Origin of the sequence: Pseudomonas sp. GD04019 (genome assembly GCF_029837695.1) — a bacterium.
Taxonomy (GTDB): domain Bacteria; phylum Pseudomonadota; class Gammaproteobacteria; order Pseudomonadales; family Pseudomonadaceae; genus Aquipseudomonas.
In genome coordinates, this window is record NZ_JAOEEA010000003.1 from 48,171 (window position 1) to 65,883 (window position 17,713).

At 61.1% G+C, this 17,713-nt stretch carries 11 protein-coding genes, 1 tRNA gene and 1 pseudogene; 11 read left to right on the forward strand and 2 right to left on the reverse strand.

Annotated elements, in window-relative coordinates; translation table 11 throughout:
- The first annotated feature begins 182 nt into the window (after window positions 1–182).
- From rpsU to N7607_RS05395, 11 genes and pseudogenes are all read left to right on the forward strand, one after another.
- Window positions 183–398: a 30S ribosomal protein S21 gene (rpsU, locus tag N7607_RS05345; protein WP_021702507.1), complete on the forward strand. Its 216-nt coding sequence runs from the start codon at window positions 183–185 to the stop codon at window positions 396–398.
- Window positions 399–566: 168 nt separating this feature from the next.
- A complete protein-coding gene (gene dnaG / locus N7607_RS05350) occupies window positions 567–2,567 on the forward strand; it encodes a DNA primase (RefSeq protein ID WP_279869341.1) in 2,001 nt (666 codons plus the stop codon).
- A gap of 67 nt (window positions 2,568–2,634) precedes the next feature.
- Window positions 2,635–4,479: an RNA polymerase sigma factor RpoD gene (rpoD, locus tag N7607_RS05355; RefSeq protein ID WP_192400023.1), complete on the forward strand. Its 1,845-nt coding sequence runs from the start codon at window positions 2,635–2,637 to the stop codon at window positions 4,477–4,479.
- Window positions 4,480–4,575: 96 nt separating this feature from the next.
- Complete coding sequence (locus tag N7607_RS05360; RefSeq protein ID WP_279869343.1) at window positions 4,576–8,310, forward strand: EAL domain-containing protein; 3,735 nt, start codon at window positions 4,576–4,578, stop codon at window positions 8,308–8,310.
- Window positions 8,311–8,327: 17 nt separating this feature from the next.
- A tRNA-Ile gene (locus N7607_RS05365) sits at window positions 8,328–8,404 on the forward strand.
- Window positions 8,405–8,585: 181 nt separating this feature from the next.
- Window positions 8,586–8,906: pseudogene (locus N7607_RS05370) on the forward strand (PAAR domain-containing protein); the annotation flags it as partial.
- A 1,034-nt stretch (window positions 8,907–9,940) separates the two neighbouring features.
- A complete protein-coding gene (locus tag N7607_RS05375; protein ID WP_279869344.1) occupies window positions 9,941–10,336 on the forward strand; it encodes a hypothetical protein in 396 nt (131 codons plus the stop codon).
- Between the two features lie 218 nt (window positions 10,337–10,554).
- Window positions 10,555–11,694, forward strand: a complete 1,140-nt coding sequence (locus tag N7607_RS05380; RefSeq protein ID WP_279869346.1) for a Fic family protein — start codon at window positions 10,555–10,557, stop codon at window positions 11,692–11,694.
- 88 nt (window positions 11,695–11,782) lie between these two features.
- Window positions 11,783–12,553, forward strand: a complete 771-nt coding sequence (locus tag N7607_RS05385; protein WP_279869348.1) for an NERD domain-containing protein — start codon at window positions 11,783–11,785, stop codon at window positions 12,551–12,553.
- 131 nt (window positions 12,554–12,684) lie between these two features.
- Window positions 12,685–13,707, forward strand: coding sequence for a nucleoid-associated protein (locus tag N7607_RS05390; RefSeq protein WP_279869350.1), 1,023 nt, complete (start codon window positions 12,685–12,687; stop codon window positions 13,705–13,707).
- Window positions 13,691–14,917, forward strand: a complete 1,227-nt coding sequence (locus tag N7607_RS05395) for a hypothetical protein (protein WP_279869351.1) — start codon at window positions 13,691–13,693, stop codon at window positions 14,915–14,917. The genes N7607_RS05390 and N7607_RS05395 overlap by 17 nt, the downstream gene beginning before the upstream one ends.
- A gap of 343 nt (window positions 14,918–15,260) precedes the next feature.
- Here the strand turns inward: N7607_RS05395 and N7607_RS05400 are convergent, their stop codons facing one another.
- Window positions 15,261–15,419: a YqaE/Pmp3 family membrane protein gene (locus N7607_RS05400; protein ID WP_003084988.1), complete on the reverse strand. Its 159-nt coding sequence runs from the start codon at window positions 15,417–15,419 to the stop codon at window positions 15,261–15,263.
- A gap of 424 nt (window positions 15,420–15,843) precedes the next feature.
- Window positions 15,844–17,631, reverse strand: coding sequence for an alkyl sulfatase dimerization domain-containing protein (locus tag N7607_RS05405; RefSeq protein ID WP_279869352.1), 1,788 nt, complete (start codon window positions 17,629–17,631; stop codon window positions 15,844–15,846).
- Between the last annotated feature and the right edge of the window lie 82 nt (window positions 17,632–17,713).

The following is a 17,713-nucleotide window of genomic DNA, read 5'->3' on the forward strand; positions in this document are numbered from 1 at the left end:
GGCTAAATAAGGAGGCGCGCATGATAATCGCCGCCCCCGGCACCGGCCAGCGCTTTTCGATCAGAGGCTTTGCATTCCCCGGCGCGAGGCGTTAATATCCGCAACCCTTGAAAACCGACGTATTCCCGTGCCCTAGCCGGATCGCGTCGTCCATTCGGTAAAACAGTGAAGGTACGACCTGGATGCCAGCCGTCAAAGTTAAAGAGAACGAACCCTTCGACGTAGCTCTGCGTCGTTTCAAGCGCTCCTGCGAGAAAGCCGGTGTCCTGGCCGAAGTGCGTAGCCGCGAGTTCTACGAAAAGCCCACCACCGAGCGCAAGCGCAAAGCCGCTGCCGCCGTTAAGCGCCACGCCAAGAAAGTGCAGCGCGAGCAGCGTCGCCGCGAGCGTCTGTACTGAGTTATCAGTCGCGCCGCTAAGCTTCCGCAATGCCCGGCTTCTGCCGGGCTTTGCATTTTCAGGCTGCAGTTCGCCCCAAGCTCCATCGACTCCGCTTCGCCGCCCGGCGAATGACCGGAGTTTTTTCGTTTATGCTCCCGCCTTCGGCAACCGCACGCTGACGACCCCATGGCCGGCCTGATCCCACAATCCTTCATCGATGACCTGCTCAACCGCACCGACATTGTCGAGGTGGTGAGCTCGCGCATCCAGCTGAAGAAGACCGGCAAGAACTACTCGGCCTGCTGCCCCTTCCACAAGGAGAAGACCCCCTCCTTCAGCGTCAGCCCGGACAAGCAGTTCTACTACTGCTTCGGCTGCGGCGCCGGCGGCAATGCCCTCGGCTTCGTCATGGACCACGATAGCCTGGACTTCCTCCAGGCCGTCGAGGACCTGGCCAAGCGTGCCGGCATGGATATCCCGCGCGAGGAAGGCGGCCGCGGCCGCACGCCGCGCCAGCCCACCGACTCACCGCTCTACCCGCTGTTGACCGCCGCCGCCGCCTATTACCGCCAAGCTCTGAAGAGCCACCCGACGCGCAAATCGGCGGTGGAATACCTCAAGGGCCGCGGCCTGACCGGCGAGATCGCCCGCGACTTCGGCCTCGGCTTCGCCCCGCCCGGCTGGGACAACCTGCTCAAGCACCTGGGTGGCGACAGCCTGCAGCAGAAGGCGATGATCGACGCCGGCCTGCTGATCGAGAACGCCGAGAGCGGCAAGCGCTACGACCGCTTCCGCGACCGGGTGATGTTCCCCATCCGCGACAGCCGCGGACGCATCATCGCCTTCGGCGGCCGCGTGCTGGGTGACGACAAGCCGAAATACCTGAACTCCCCGGAGACCCCGGTATTCCACAAGGGCCAGGAGCTCTACGGCCTGTACGAGGCGCGCAAAAGCAATCGCGACCTCGACGAGATCATGGTGGTCGAGGGCTACATGGACGTCATCGCCCTGGCCCAGCAAGGCCTGCGCAACGCGGTGGCGACCCTCGGCACCGCGACCAGCGAGGAGCACCTCAAGCGCCTGTTCCGCCTGGTGCCCAGCGTGCTGTTCTGTTTCGACGGCGACGGCGCCGGGCGCAAGGCCGCCTGGCGCGCCCTGGAGGCCACCCTGCCCAACCTGCAGGACGGCCGCCGCGCGCGCTTCCTGTTCCTGCCCGAGGGCGAGGACCCGGATACTTTGGTGCGCAGCGAAGGCACCGACGCCTTCCGCGCGCGTATCAACCAGCACGCCCAGCCGCTGGCCGACTACTTCTTCCAGCAGCTGTCCGAGGAAGCCGATCCGCGCTCACTGGAAGGCAAGGCGCATCTGGTCACCCTGGCCGCACCACTGATCGACAAGATTCCAGGAAACCACCTGCGCGCCCTGATGCGCCAGCGCCTGAGCGAGATCACCGGCCTCTCGGGCGAGATGCTCAGCCAGGTCGCCCAGAGCGCACCAGCCACGCCCGCCACCTCAGCCAGCCACGAACCGGCGGCAGACTACGGCCACTACTACGACGCCCAGCCGGATTACGGCGATATCGCCGACTACGCCAACCATATCGAGCCACCGGCCGAAGCCTACGAACAGAAGAAGCCCTGGAAGAAGGGCGAAGGCAAGGCCTGGAAGAAGGATGGCGAGTGGAAAAAAGGCGGTGACTGGAAGAAGGGCTCGCGCGATAACGCACCGCCGCGCAAGCCTGTACACGTCGAATCGCCCACCCTGACCGCCCTGCGCACCTTACTGCATCACCCGCAATTGGCGCAGAAGGTCGGGGATGTCAGCCACTTCTCCGACGAAGACGACACCTACGCCCAGCTGCTGGCGGCCTTGGTCGGTGCCGTGCAGAAGAGCCCGAAGCTACGTTCGCTGCAGCTGATCGCCCGCTGGCACGGCACCGAGCAAGGCCGTCTACTGCGCGCCCTGGCGGAGAAGGAGTGGCTGATCGAGGGCGAAAATCTTGAAAAGCAGTTCTTCGACACCATTACTACACTTGCCAACGGCCAGTTGAAAAAACGCCGCGACCAGCTCCTCCAGAGCGTCAGGCACAAAAGCCCCAGCGAACTGAGCGATGAAGAGAAAGCCCTGCTACGAGAGCAGTTCAGCCACACATCATCGCCCGACAGCAAGACCCCAACTGGCGCCTGACCCGTCAAATCAGGTATAATCCTCGGCTTATTTTCAGCCCGCCAAGACCTTCAGTGGATAGGGTGTTATGTCCGGAAAAGCGCAACAGCAATCTCGTTTGAAAGAATTGATCGCCCGTGGTCGTGAGCAGGGTTACCTGACTTACGCGGACGTCAACGACCACCTGCCGGAGGAAATTTCCGATCCGGAACAGGTGGAAGACATCATCCGCATGATCAACGACATGGGGATCAATGTATTCGAAACCGCTCCGGATGCAGATGCCCTGTTGTTGGCCGAAGCCGACACCGACGAAGCCGCTGCTGAAGAAGCCGCTGCTGCTCTGGCTGCGGTAGAGACCGATATTGGCCGCACCACCGACCCGGTGCGCATGTACATGCGCGAAATGGGCACCGTGGAGCTGCTGACCCGTGAAGGCGAGATCGAAATCGCCAAGCGCATCGAGGAAGGCATCCGTGAAGTCATGGGCGCCATTTCCCTGTTCCCGGGTACCGTCGACAGCATCCTCGCCGAGTACCAGCGCGTCACCACTGAAGGCGGCCGTCTCTCCGACGTGCTCAGCGGCTATATCGACCCGGATGACGGCAACCTGCCGGCCGAGGAAGTCGAGCCCGAGCTGAAGGAAGCCACTGCCGAAGCCAAGGACGACGAGGACGAGGAAGAAGAAGGCGACAGCGACTCCGACGACGAAGGCGATGGTGGCCCGGACCCGGAAGAAGCCGCCCGTCGTTTCGGTGCCGTTGCCGAGCAGCTGGAGAAGACCCGCAAGGTTCTGAAAAAGCACGGCCGTGGCAGCAAGCAGGCGGAGAAGGAGCAGGCGCTCCTCGCCGAGCTGTTCATGCCGATCAAGCTGGTGCCCAAGCAGTTCGACGCCCTGGTCGAGCGCGTACGTGGTTCGCTGGACCAGGTTCGTTCCCAGGAACGCGCCATCATGCAGCTGTGCGTGCGTGACGCCCGCATGCCGCGTGCCGACTTCCTCAAGCTGTTCCCCGGCAACGAAGTCTCCCAGGACTGGGCCGCCGGCCTGGCCAAGGGCAAGGCCAAGTACGCCGAAGCCATCGGCAACCTGCTGGCCGACATCCAGCGCTGCCAGGAAAAGATGTCCGCCATCGAGGCCGACGCCGGCCTGGTGATCGCCGAGATCAAGGACATCAACCGCCGCCTGTCCATCGGTGAAGCGAAAGCTCGCCGCGCGAAGAAAGAGATGGTCGAGGCCAACCTGCGCCTGGTGATCTCCATCGCCAAGAAGTACACCAACCGTGGCCTGCAGTTCCTCGACCTGATCCAGGAAGGCAACATCGGCCTGATGAAGGCAGTGGACAAGTTCGAATACCGCCGCGGCTACAAGTTCTCGACCTACGCCACCTGGTGGATCCGCCAGGCGATCACCCGCTCGATCGCCGACCAGGCGCGCACCATCCGTATTCCGGTGCACATGATCGAGACGATCAACAAGCTCAACCGCATCTCCCGGCAGATGCTCCAGGAGATGGGCCGCGAGCCGACTCCGGAAGAGCTGGGCGAGCGCATGGAGATGCCCGAGGACAAAATCCGCAAGGTACTGAAGATCGCCAAGGAGCCGATCTCCATGGAGACGCCGATCGGCGACGACGAAGATTCGCACCTGGGCGACTTCATCGAGGACTCCACCATGCAGTCGCCGATCGAGGTGGCAACCGTGGAAAGCCTCAAGGAAGCCACCCGCGAAGTCCTGGCCGGGCTCACCGCCCGCGAAGCCAAGGTTCTGCGCATGCGCTTCGGCATCGACATGAACACCGACCACACCCTCGAGGAAGTGGGCAAGCAGTTCGATGTCACCCGCGAGCGCATCCGCCAGATCGAGGCCAAGGCGCTGCGCAAGCTGCGCCACCCGACCCGCAGCGAACACCTGCGCTCGTTCCTCGACGAGTGATGACAAAAACCCCGGCGAATGCCGGGTTTTTTGTTTATGCCGGCAGACACGCCCAGCTACACTGGAACCATCTGCAGCGTTTCCGGAACCGCCCGCATGTCGCGTCCGCTGGCCATTCTCCTGTCGTGTCTGGCGTTCTGGGCGGCCCCGGCGATCGCTCTGACCCTCAGCCCGGAGGAACAGGCCTGGCTGGCCGAGCATCCGCAGCTGCGTCTGGGCATCGACGCCTCCTGGCCCCCCTTCGAATTCCGCGACGAACAGGGCCGTTACAGCGGCCTCAGTGCCAGTTATGTCGAGCTGATCGAGAAGCGCCTGAAGGTGCGCGTGCTGCCGGTGGAGCCGCGCAGCTGGAGCGAAGTGCTGGCCGGCGCCAGGAACGGTGAACTGGACCTGCTGCCCGGCATCATGTCCACCCCCGAACGCCAGCGCGATCTGGTCTTCACCCGCCCCTACCTCGACTTCCCCATCGTCATCCTGGCCCACAGCAGCGGGCCGCAACCCCGCCGGCTCGAGCAGCTGTACGGCCTGAAGATCGCCGTGGTGCAGGACTATGCGCCCCACGAGCTGCTGCGCAGCCGTCATCCCGACCTCAACCTGCTGCCACTGCCCAGCGTCAATGCCGCCCTGCAGGCGCTGGCCACCGGCCAGGCCGACGCGATGATCGGCGACCTCGCCTCGAGCGTCTGGAGCCTTCGCCAGCTCAAGCTGGAAGGCCTGCTGGTGAGCGGTGAAACGCCCTATCGCTACCAGTTGGCCATGGCCGCGCCCCACGGCCACAGCCCCCTGATTGGCATGCTCGACAAGGTCTTCGCCGAACTAACGCCAGAAGAAATCGCCGCCCTGCAAGAGCCGTGGGTCGGCGGCGTGCTGGACGAGCGCGACGCCTGGCAGCGCACCCTGCTGCTGTACGGCGTGCCGGCGCTGCTGCTGGCCCTGCTGGTGCTGGCCATGGTGCTGCGCATCAACCAGCGCCTGCGCCAGGAAATGCGCGGGCGCAAGGAGCTGGAAGAACGCTTGCGCGACAGCGAGCAGCATTACCGCGGCCTGGTCGAGAGCCTCAACGCGGTGGCCTGGCAGATGCGCATGGAAGATCTGCGCTTCACCTATGTCTCGCCGCATGCCGAGAAGCTGCTCGGCCATCCCCTATCGGACTGGCTGGAACCCGGCTTCTGGCAACGCGCCCTGCATCCGGACGATGCCGCCCGAGCCCAGCAGTACTGCCTGTCGGAAAGCCAGGCGGGCCGCGATCATAGCCTGGACTACCGGATGCTGGCGGCCGACGGCAGCACCGTGTGGATTCGCGACATAGTCACCCTGATCCCCAGCAGCGACGGCACGCTAATGCGCGGCCTGATGATCGATATCAGCGCGGCCAAGCGAGTCGAGGAGGCTCAGCGCCTGTCGGAAGAAAAATTCGAGCTGGTGTTCCACAACTGCCCGGACATCCTGGTCATCGCGCGGCGCCTGGATGGCGTGCTGCTGACGGTCAACCGCACCTTCGAACAACAACTGGGCATCAGCGCCCAGGAAGCCATCGGCAAGACCGCCACCGAACTGGAAATCTGGGGCATGCCAAGCATCGGCCCGATGTTGCTCGACCGCCTGCAGCAGAAGGTCCTGAACAATATCGAAATGCCCTTCCGCCGACGCAGCGGCGAGCAGTTCACCGGCCTGATCTCCGCCCAGCACATCGAGATGGACGGCCAGCCGGCCCTGGTGATAGCGGTACGCGACATCACCGAAGTAAAACGCACCCAGCAGCAGCTGCGCCTATCCGAAGAGAAATTCGCCAAGGCCTTCCATGCCTCCCCGGACGGCCTGCTGATCACCCGCGTATGTGACGGCATGATCGTCGAGGCCAACGACGGATTCTTCCGCATCACCGGCCACGACAGCCACCAGGCGATCGGCCACACCACCCTGGAAATCGGCCTGTGGGCCGACCCGCAGGACCGCGACAGCATGATCGAGCAGATCCGCGCCAACGGCTCGATCAACGATTTCCGCGCGTGGATCAACACCAGCAGCGGTCAGCGCCGCCTGGGCGACCTGGCCGTGCAGCCGATCATGATCGAGGGCGAGCCGTGCATGCTAACCATCGCCCGCGACATCACCGAGCGCGAGCAAATGCAGGAGCGCCTGCACCAGGCCGCCACCGTGTTCGAGAGCACGGCAGAGGGCGTGATGATCACCGACCTCGATCAGCGCATCACCGCCGTCAATCGCGCCTTCACCACCATCACCGGCTACAGCGAGGCCGAGGCCTTGGGCCAGAGCCCGCGCCTGCTGGCGTCGGGCAAGCACGACAGCGCCTTCTACGCCGCCATGTGGCACCAACTGGCCGCCGAAGGCCACTGGCAGGGCGAGATCTGGAACCGGCGCAAGAACGGCGAGCTGTATCCGGAATGGCTGACCATCAGCGCGGTGCGCGACCAGAGCGGGCTGATCACCCACTTCGTCGGCGTGTTCGCCGACATCAGCTCGCTCAAGCATGCCCAGGCCCGCCTGGACTACCAGGCCCACCACGACCCGCTCACCGGCCTGCCTAACCGCATGCTGTTCGAGAGCCGCCTGGACAACGCGCTGAACGAAGCACGCACCGACCACAGCCGCGGCGCCGTGCTGTTCCTCGACCTGGACCGCTTCAAGCACATCAACGACAGCCTCGGCCACCCGGTCGGCGACCTGCTGCTCAAGAGCATCGCCCAGCGCCTGCGCGAGCAGTTGCGCGATGTCGACACGGTAGCGCGCCTGGGCGGCGACGAGTTCATCGTGCTGCTGCCCGGCCTGCATCAGCCCCGCGACGCCGAGCGGGTGGCGACCAAGCTGCTGACCTGCTTCAACGCGCCCTTCCAGGCCGACGGCCACGAATTCTTCATCAGCTCCAGCATCGGTATCAGCCTCTTCCCCGAGGACGGCAACGACGTCGCCACCCTGGTGAAGAACGCCGACGCAGCCATGTACAGCTCCAAGGCCAAGGGCCGCAACCGCATCGAGTTCTACACCCGCAACCTGACCTTCCAGGCCACCGAGCGCATGACCCTGGAGCTGGAGCTGCGCCGCGCCATCGAGCGCAACGAACTGACCCTGCACTACCAGCCCAAGCTGTGCCTGCACAGCGGGCAACTGGTCGGCGCCGAGGCGCTGATCCGCTGGAACCACCCGGTGTTCGGCGAGATTCCGCCGGATCGTTTCATCCCGCTGGCCGAAGACAACGGCATGATCCTGCAGCTCGGCGATTGGGTGCTGCAGGAGGCCTGCCGGCAGATGCGCGAATGGCAGGACAGTCACGCGCCCTTCGGCCCGCTGTCGGTCAACCTGTCCGGAAGTCAATTACGCCAGACGCAACTGGTCGAGCGCATCGCCGGCACCCTCAGCGACTTCGGCCTAGCGGCCGCCAGCCTGCAACTGGAGATCACCGAGAGCTTCATCATGACCCAGGCCGAGGAAGCGCTGCTGATCCTGCATGAACTGAAGAAACTCGGCTTGCAGCTGGCCATCGACGACTTCGGCACCGGCTACTCCTCGCTCAGCTACCTCAAGCGCCTGCCGCTGGATATCCTGAAGATCGACAAGTCCTTCGTTCGCGGCCTGCCCGGCGACCCGGACGACGCCGCCATCACCCGCGCCATCATCGCCCTGGGCCGCAGCCTGCAGATGACGGTGATCGCCGAGGGCGTGGAAACCAAGGCCCAGGAGATCTTCCTCGCCAGCGAGGGCTGCGAACAGATCCAGGGCTACGTGATCAGCCGCCCGCTTTCCGCCGCGTCCTTCGCCGCCAATTTCCTCGGCCCATTGCCGATTGGCAGCGCGGAAAAGGCGCCGGTATAATCCGCCGCTCCTTCTGAGGGCCTATAGCTCAGTCGGTTAGAGCAGAGGACTCATAATCCTTTGGTCCACGGTTCGAGTCCGTGTGGGCCCACCAAACTGAAAGCCCCGCAATGCGGGGCTTTGCGCTTTTGCGGCAACAGCATCTGGGTCAGCCCCATGGTCCAACGGTACAAATCGGTACAGTGCGACCTCTGACCTTCAGGCGAACAGTGATACTTCGCTCAGTTCGGCAAAGGCAGCAGCAGCTAGGCACGCAACACGCGTAGGATCGGCCCTTGCGTCATCAAGGGAGATTCACCATGAGCGGAAAACCGGCGGCTCGCCAAACTGACCCCACCTCTTGCCCTGTGCCTGGTCATGGCACAAACCCCATCGCAACAGGCTCCCCAAACGTCTTCTTCGATAGCCTGCCGGCTGCACGGATGAGCGATACATCAGCCTGTGGCAGCCCGATAGAGGGCGCTGTAGCGAGCACAGTAATAATCAACGGCCTGCCGGCCGCGACACTTGGAAGTACGGGTGGCCATGGGAGCGTAATCATCGGCGGCTCAGGCAGCGTGATCATCGGCGACAGCCCAGTAACCGCCCCCTTCACAGCACCAAGCCCATCAGCGCTGGCTGCAGCCGTCACCCCAGTTGCGGCTGCGGCAATACCAACGGGCCAGCCACCAGCCAAGCAACCGGCACAACCCATCTCCCCCATGACCCAGACTGGGCCGACGGTTGATCGAGTTGCCGCCGCCGAGAAGATCCTGGACGACTTCGAGTGCTCAATCGCTAGTGACCGCGTCTTCAACGACCCCGAACATCCGATGGGGACAGCAAACGACCCGTTCGAGAAGAGCAAGATCATTGAGCAGTTGAGAGTCCGCGTGGCAAGAGCCCACGGGCAGAACATGCCAAGCTCGATGTTCGTACCCATCTATCCGCACCAGTCGGATACCAGCCTTTGCGGGCCTGCGGCATTCTTCTATGCACTGCTGATGGATAGACCCGACCTCTACACCCAAGCAATAACCGCGCTCTGGGAAACGGGGGAAACCACCATTGGCTCGCTGTACATCAAGCCAAGCTATGGCTGCCGAAACCCCAAGAACTTGAGCTATCGCAGAGAGGGAGACCGGGTATTAGCCATCGACTGGATATCTCTGGCTAGCCTGCGCGACAGCGAAAACAACCTGATGGAATACGACTCACCTGACGATAAGGTCCCTGGCATCACGCCTCCATGGACTATCGAGTCTTGGTTTGCGCGCGCGGGTGCCAGCGAGATTTTCAGCGATATTCAGTTCAGCAGTACCAGTCTGTCGCGATTCCTGGAACTGCTCACTTACTTGGGACCACAACACCATGTGGTATCCCTTGTTAGCGCGTCGATGGTGGAAGGCGGTATAGGGGCGGGTAAAAACCATTGGATCGTCTGGGAAGACCTGCCCATAGCCAGTAGCGGCGCTATCACAGTAACAACTCCCACCAATGAGCAGATCACCGACTCGCGCTTGTTTTCGTGGGGAAACGTCGGGCACCAGGTGACACGCGGTTTTACTGTGCGGCAACTGCTCAGCGATGTTTTCGGAGGCAAGGTCTTCAGCCGTATCCCCTAGACACACCCAGCCAAGGACAAAGGTAAATGAACCTCCGAACGTTCCCAATCATCGGCTTGACCTTATTGCTGGCCAGTTGCGAGACAGCAATGCTGGGCAATGTGCTGGTGGGTTGCGCAATGCGACCCGAGCCTGAATTCATGCCGAAGGAGCTGCCCGCAGCGAAAGTAGGTTCGCCATATGACGTGCGGATAGATGTGATCAATGCAAGCACCCCGGTTGGGCGGATTCTCGATGATCCTGAAAGACCTCTCCCAAAGGGGCTGAGCATCATTCACACCGAGCGCGAAAAGCATGGCTTTATTCGTGGAGTGCCCGAGCAGGCAGGAACCTATGAGGTGCTGCTTTACGCCAGCACCTTCGGCACGCAGTGCGTGGGACAGTATGCAGAGATTACCTATCAGCTCGAAGTTACCGAATAGAGCGCGACCGTCCGCATAGGCTCCTCCCCCGCTTTCACAATCGAACCCGCCCTCAGAGCCATCTAGACAGGAGTAGGCCCGCTCAGCCAGACCAGACGCGCTCCTCAGCTAGGCAAACCTAGGCCTGTGGATTAGACAGTGAGCCGAATAGCCGGCACTATCGGCTCATCACATGAGCCGAATAAGCTCGCTAATCGGCTCACAGGCGAGCAGCCCACATGAATGACCCGCTCTGGATTTGGCAGCAACCCAATTGGCCGCACTTCAGTTGGCAAGCCGATGCGCTTGCCCCTCTGCTGCGCGCATGCAGCCAGGCTCAGGGTCGCTTGCTCGGGATGCTCGGTGCCGTGGGCAGTGACACCGAAGCACAGAGCAGCCTGGATGCCATGCTGCAGAACATCGTCACCTCATCAGCCATTGAGGGCGAGCAGCTGAATGTAGGCTCGGTGCGTTCATCACTGGCACGGCGCCTGGGGCTGAACGATGAAGGGCGCACTACCTCTCGATCCGAAGGCCTAGCGGAGCTACTGCTTGATGCCACTCGCGCCTATCAGCAGCCGCTTGATCTGCAGCGGCTGTTCACCTGGCATGGCTGGCTTTTTCCCAGCGATAACCACCTGCTGGCCCGCCCGCCACGCATCGGTATGCTGCGCGGCGAGGAGCCCATGCAGGTAGTTTCCGGCAGACTCGACCGCCCTACCGTGCATTTCGAGGCTCCACCCCGCGCCGGGCTGGAAGCACAACTGGGCGACTTCCTCGCCTGGTTCGAGAGCAGCCGTAGCGATGCCAGTCTCGACCCGTTTCTACGGGCCGGTATTGCGCACTTCTGGTTCGTTACCCTCCACCCCTTTGATGACGGCAACGGCCGCCTTACGCGCGCCATCACCGACCTGGCACTGGCGCAGGGCGAACAGCAGGCCATCCGCTTCTACGCCATGTCGGCGAGCATTCTCGACGACCGCGCCGGCTATTACCGCATCCTGGAAGCGAGCCAGAAGGGCACGCTGGATATCACCGCCTGGCTGCAATGGTTCCTCGCAACCCTGCTCAAGAGCTTGGAGCAGGCCCTTGCTCGTATCGACCGCGTGCTGGTCAAAGCACGCTTCTGGCAGGCTCACCGCAGCCAAGCCCTGTCTGCCGAGCAGATCAAAGTGCTTAACCGCTTGCTCGATGGCGGCGAGAAAGGTTTCGAGAACGGCATTAGCGCCGCGCAATACCAAGCCGTGGCCAAGGTCTCGAAAGCCACCGCCACGCGCCATCTGAGTGATCTTGTCGAGAAGGGCTGCCTTGTCCGCTTACCGGGCGGCGGGCGCAGCACGCGCTACCAGATACAGCACTCGGCAAACACTCACGGCTAACCCACAGCAGCAGCGCACCGTAATGGTGTAGTGCCATTACGCCAGGTTTCGGTACTATCCGGTTAATTCCGGATTACTAGGACAGGAAATGGACTTTACCCCGATCATCGCGCAGGTCTGGGGCACGCTCGGCTGGTTTATCCCGCTGTTGCTGCTGATCGGCCTGCTCAAGTCGCCCTGGGCCAAGGGTCATATTGGCGAACTCCTGGTGCGGCTGTTTGCCCATTGGCAGCTGGACAAGAAGACCTACCGCCGCCTGCACAACGTCACTCTCGACACGCCTGACGGTACCACGCAGATCGACCACGTAGTCCTCTCGCCCTACGGCATCTTCGTGTTGGAAACGAAGAACATGAGCGGCTGGATCTTCGGCAGCGAGAAGCAGGCGCAGTGGACGCAGAAGCTCTACAAAAGCACCTTCAAGTTCCAGAACCCGCTACGGCAGAACTACAAGCACCTCAAAGCCCTGGAAGCCACCCTTGGCGTCAGCCCCGAGCACCTGCAATCGGTCATCACCTTCGTCGGCGGCAGCACCTTCAAAACCGAAGTGCCGGCCAACGTGACCCAAGGCATCGGCTTTGTCCGCTATATCAAGTCATACCAGCAGCCGGTATTCAGCGAGGCTGAAGTCCACGCCATGCTGCATGCCCTGCAAACCGGCCGCCGCGCGCCGACCCTCGCCACCCACCGCGAGCACGTGCAAAATCTCAAGCGCCGAAGTGATCCGACAGCCGAGCGGCAATGCCCGAAATGCGGCAGCGCGCTGCTGATCCGTACTGTGAAATCAGGCCCGAAAGCGGGACAACAGTTCTGGGGCTGCTCAGCTTTTCCCAAGTGCCGAACCATGCAGAGCCTTTAGCACGTAGCACTAACCTCAATCCTAACAGAGCAGATAAATAAATCTGTTCCTACTCTGCCAGCCAAACCCAAATCAACACACTCTCAATGGCTGATCTTAACAAGTCCATCACGACTACAGGAAGAAGGCACATGGAAATCAGCGAAGCGGTTATCCAGGGGTTAAGCAAGTTCTCGGGCTCCAGCATAGTCACCGAGAAGTTTCGAGACACCCCCTCCCCATTGGATGAGCGGATGACGAAGCTTGGGGAGGAACTACTATTAGTATATAGCCGACTCACCAACAACTATGGCTGTTTCGACCAAGACCGTGAGACTTATAGGTTTCCGCATCATCTGGAGCAGTATCGCGCACAACAACTTGATGTTGTTGAACTATCTAAAATCACCTGTCGCGCCATTGCTACCCGCATGGGCGACTCGAACTCAGCGACCGGTGGATACGCATGCTTTCTACGCTACGAAAATCAAGGGCGCGACTGGCTTTTGATTGTAATGCTCAAACTTAAGACGGGCACAGGCATTGATCCGGAAAGCCTTGAGCTAAATGAGTCCCTGGCATTCGACATTAATCACCTCCACGAGGCGGCCCGCATCGATTTAGCCAAGTGGCAGGCCAACGAACAACCATATCTATCATTCATCAAACGTAGCGGTCGACAGGATGAAGTTACTCGCTATTTCCGCTTGGCGTTGGGCTGTACTGAGTACACCGACTCCAGGAGCAATACAGACCAAGCGCTAAAAGCTGTGGACGCATACTGTGCAGAGAAGGGTTGGACACCTGAACAACGGCGCTCTGCGCGGCAGAAAACCTATGACTATTTTGATGAGAAGAGCCGCAGTAGCGAAGCCGTCAATATGGTCGCCCTATCAGGACATATAAACGATCAAGAGCCTGAGTCCTTCATAGCGTTTGTGAAAGAGAAGGACATGCCCGTAAGCGAGACCTTCGAGCCTCACCGCAGGACTTTCTCGCGCTTCAAGCGCATAACCGAGAAATTTGGCAATGTCTCAGTCGCCTTCGATGTCCAGGATGTGCTTGATGGGAGGGTCGACTATGATGCCGACACTCAGCAGCTTGTCATTGACGAGCCCCCCGCTACTTTAATCGCGAAAATCAGCCAGGCAAAAGGCAATGAACCTACCCAGTGACCCCCTTGATCTGGCTATTCTGCTGCGCCGTGAGATGCAGCAGAGCCGCATCAATGAGGATGGCAACTCTGAAGGGGTGCTGCCTACACACATGGACTTCCAGCAAGTCCTAGACGCTATTGAGCACTGCGACTTACGCGGCCCCAGCGATGATCCCGCATCCAGAAAGCTAGAATTCTCGTTCCCGCCGCATTACTACCTGTCGATGGAAATGCTGTTGCGTGCGCCTGCCAGGCGCGTGGAACCGCCAAGTAATTTCTATGTGGAAGATCTCGACTATCGCTACTCACTGGGCGCGGACGATATACCGAGAGAGATTTCTCAGTACCTCCAAGCCTGCCGTCTATTCCGTGCACTTACACAGGTAGCTGATGACGAGAGACGACTGGCCGGGATGGTGACGCTGGTTTTCCTACACAATCAAAAATTGGAAGTCACAGCTGAGTATAATGAAGATAATTTAAGGGACTTACCTAAACTGGAAGAATTCGAGCAACAGTATTTCCTCAGCTCAACTCACAAACAACAGAAAGCGACTATTCTCCGAACTGCGCTCTTCAACATCTTCTCAGGGCAATCCAAAGTATCTCTATCCGACATACTAGAGCGATTCTCTGAGCTTGTGGAACACGTTGAGAGCAGTTATCAGCTCTATGTTTCAGAGTTTTCTTTCCAAAAGGTGAAAGCTGAAGTCGAGAAGGAGAAGCTCGAGTTCACCACCAAGCTGAACAAGGTATTTTCAGACATCCAGAACCAGCTTCTTGCTGTTCCTGCCGCATTGATCCTTATTGGTGGACAGATGGAAAATGCGGGGGCATGGTCAATCAAGAACTTGCTTATTTGGAGTGGCGCAATGGTATTTGCGTTACTCATGAACCTATTGATCAATAACCAGCGCCATACCCTCCGAGCTATCAAACTTGAGATTGACCAGCAATGGGATCTGATACAAGGCAAGCATAAAACTGTTGCTGAGCAGTTCAAGGATAACTACCGCCAACTTGATGACCGCTATGCTCATCAGCATCGTCTACTCGGAACGGTAAGTACCCTAGTGGCAGCAGCACTGGCTTTTGCAACGGGCATGCTGCTCTGGTATTCGGTGTCTTGGCTATTATTTCTTCAAAGCGTCATCTGGGGCATCGCTCTTGGATTACCAGCTTATGGCCTCTATCAGCTAGCTCTCTTCTGGAAAGAGAGGACTCGGTGAGAGGTTAGCTTTATCCTAAATTATCAACCCCACCGGTCCACGCCTTCGATCACGGTAGCGTGTTCACTTTTGCTGCCGACGCACACACGCCGAACAGGTAGGAAGCACCATGCAGCAGTACACTGGCGGTACAGTGCCCAGCTTTTACAGACTTCGCTAAATTACGCCTAACCCGCTCTACGACAGTACTTTCAGCTAACTGTACCTGCGCTAAGCTACGCCCGATTTCACTGGGCTTGCAGCGTTTCTAGGCAACTCATAATCCTTTGGTCCACGGTTCGAGTCCGTGTGGGCCCACCAAATGAAAAGCCGCGCAATTGCGCGGCTTTTTCGTTTCTGCCCTTCAGCGTTTGGCGATGATGTACACCGCGTGCACGATGCCCGGGATGTAGCCGAGCAGGGTGAGCAGGATGTTCAGCCAGAAGGCACCGCCGAAGCCGACCTGGAGGAATACGCCCAGCGGCGGCAGCAGGATGGCGATGAGAATACGGATGAGGTCCATGGGCTACTCCTTGGGGTCCATGATGGCGAAAGCGCCGTACCAGCACAGACCCGAACAAGCGCAGCGCGGTTCCAGCTGATTCGCTAAGACCGCGCACGTGCAGTACGCCGAACAGCAGCACCATTGCCAGGCTGAGCCTGGCGCTGCAGGCGACCGTGCAGCAGGCCGATCCCTAGCGATGGGCCGAGCTGCATCTACGCCAACGACTCCTGGATGATCGCCCAGGCGTGACCTGGTCATGGTCGCGCAGCACCGGCTAGGTGAATTCCAGGTCGATATACACGACCACGCCGTAGTCGTAGAGGTGGCCGCGCTCACCGCGCACGGAGCGCTTAGTCACCCCGCCAAGGCTTTCGGCCAGGCGGCGCCGGTCGCCCCTGCCAGCTTGAGCAGAGCACGACGCCGCATTACTGCCTCCTTGCCTTCAGCGAATGGTCAGACCGAAGGGCTCTTCGCCGAAGTCGAAGCACCCGAGGAAGGTCTTGATATCCAGCAGGTTGCCGTCGACCTTGACGTCGCCCAGCAGCACGCCCTTGACCAGCCCGCCCTCGCCGGTCAACAGGGTATCCATGAAGCTCTTGTCCATCGTCAGCTTGAGCACAGTGCCCTCGGGGATGCCGCGATGCAGCTGGGCCACACCGCGGCGCACTTCCAGCGCCCACTGCTCGCCGACGTCGGGGAACTCGAAGCCGAGGGTCATCTGCAGATCGGCCGATTTGTCCGGGTCGATGCGGGTCACCCAGTTGCCGAGGAAGGCCTGCGGGGTGAAGTTCTTCACCATCTGCGGCGAGAGGAATACGCCGCGCAGCACCAGGGCCTGATCGCGCACATCCTCGCCGTCGAACTGTCCCTCCAACTCCATGGCGCTGGTCAGGTACCAGTTGCGCCAGTTGATGTTCATGCTGGCGTAACCCAGCTTGCGGAAGCTGCGCGCCTTGATATCGCGCGCCAGCTCATCCTCCCGGTCGACGCGGATGGCGTAGCCGGAAAGCTCCGCGGCCCACTGGTAGTCGCCGGCGAGGTAGGCCTTGCCCGCCTCCAGCAGCAGCTTGTCGCGGCCACCCATCAGGGCGATCAGGCGCTGCGCTTTTTCACGCGGCGGGATCGGGTCGAGGTCCACCGGGTCGCCCTGGAACCAGCCCAGGTAGCCGTTGTAGATCTGCCGCACGCTGTGCTTGACGGTGCCGTAATACTCGCGCAGGTAGGGGGTGTAGCTGGCCAGGTGCGGCGGCAGCTTGACCTTCTCCACCAGCTCGTCCGGGGTCAGGCCCTTGTTCATCCAGCGCACGGTCTGGTCGTGGATGTAGGCGATACCGTCGCGGGTCATGCGCAGCACCTCCTCCACTTTCTCTGCGCCGGTCACCGGGCGGCCGTGCAGCGGCACCATGTACTCGGCCTTGAGCGAGCGCAGCAGATCCAGGCTGGCCACCCACAGCACCGGGTCGCGGAACTTGGTGCCGCGCAGGGTGTGGATGTTCGGCAGGGTGGGCCCCTGGTCGACCTCGGCGCTGATCAGCACCTTGTTGTTCGGCAGGTACAGCACTATCTCATCCGGCGCCTCGCTGGGCGCGTGGAAGAACTGCACCGGCAGGCCGGCGATGGTGGTATCCAGGCGCTCCTTGAAGGTGACGGTGGGGGCGATGAAGGTCGACGGATCGGCCTTGGCGATCGGGCCGATGCCACCGTTCATGTCCTTGTTGTCGGCCGGCTTGAGGAAAGTGCCGAAGGTGTAGGCCGAACGCACGCCGAGAACCGGCCCGACCTGCGCGCCCTGGGCCACCACGTTGGCCAGCAGGGTCTCGTGCGCGTAGATCTGCACCTCGCCGCTGGCCACCTGCTCGGGGCTGACGAAGGCCTGCACGCCGTTGATATGGTCCGGGTGGAAGTGGGTGTAGACCACCGCCTTGACCGGCTTGGCGCTGACCTTGCGCAGCTCGTCCATGATCTTGCGCGACTCGCTCACCGACTCGCCGGTGTCGACGATGATCAGCCCCTCGGGCGCATCGATGGCCACCACGTTGCCGAGCTGCCAACCGACCGCCGACCAGACGTTGTCGGCCACCTTGTACAGCTTCTGGGTGAAGTGCGCGGTATGCGCCTTGAGTTCGGGGTGGATGCTCGGCTCGATGCGCTCCTCGGGCAGGGCGGCAACGGCGGAGAAAGGCAGACTGGCGGCCAGCAGCAGGCCACCGAAACGGCAGGACAGTCTCATGGGGCAGGGCTCGTTGTGTTTGTTGGAATGGCTGCAGACTGGCCCAGCACAGGTCATAATTCCAATGCATTCTTTTCCACAA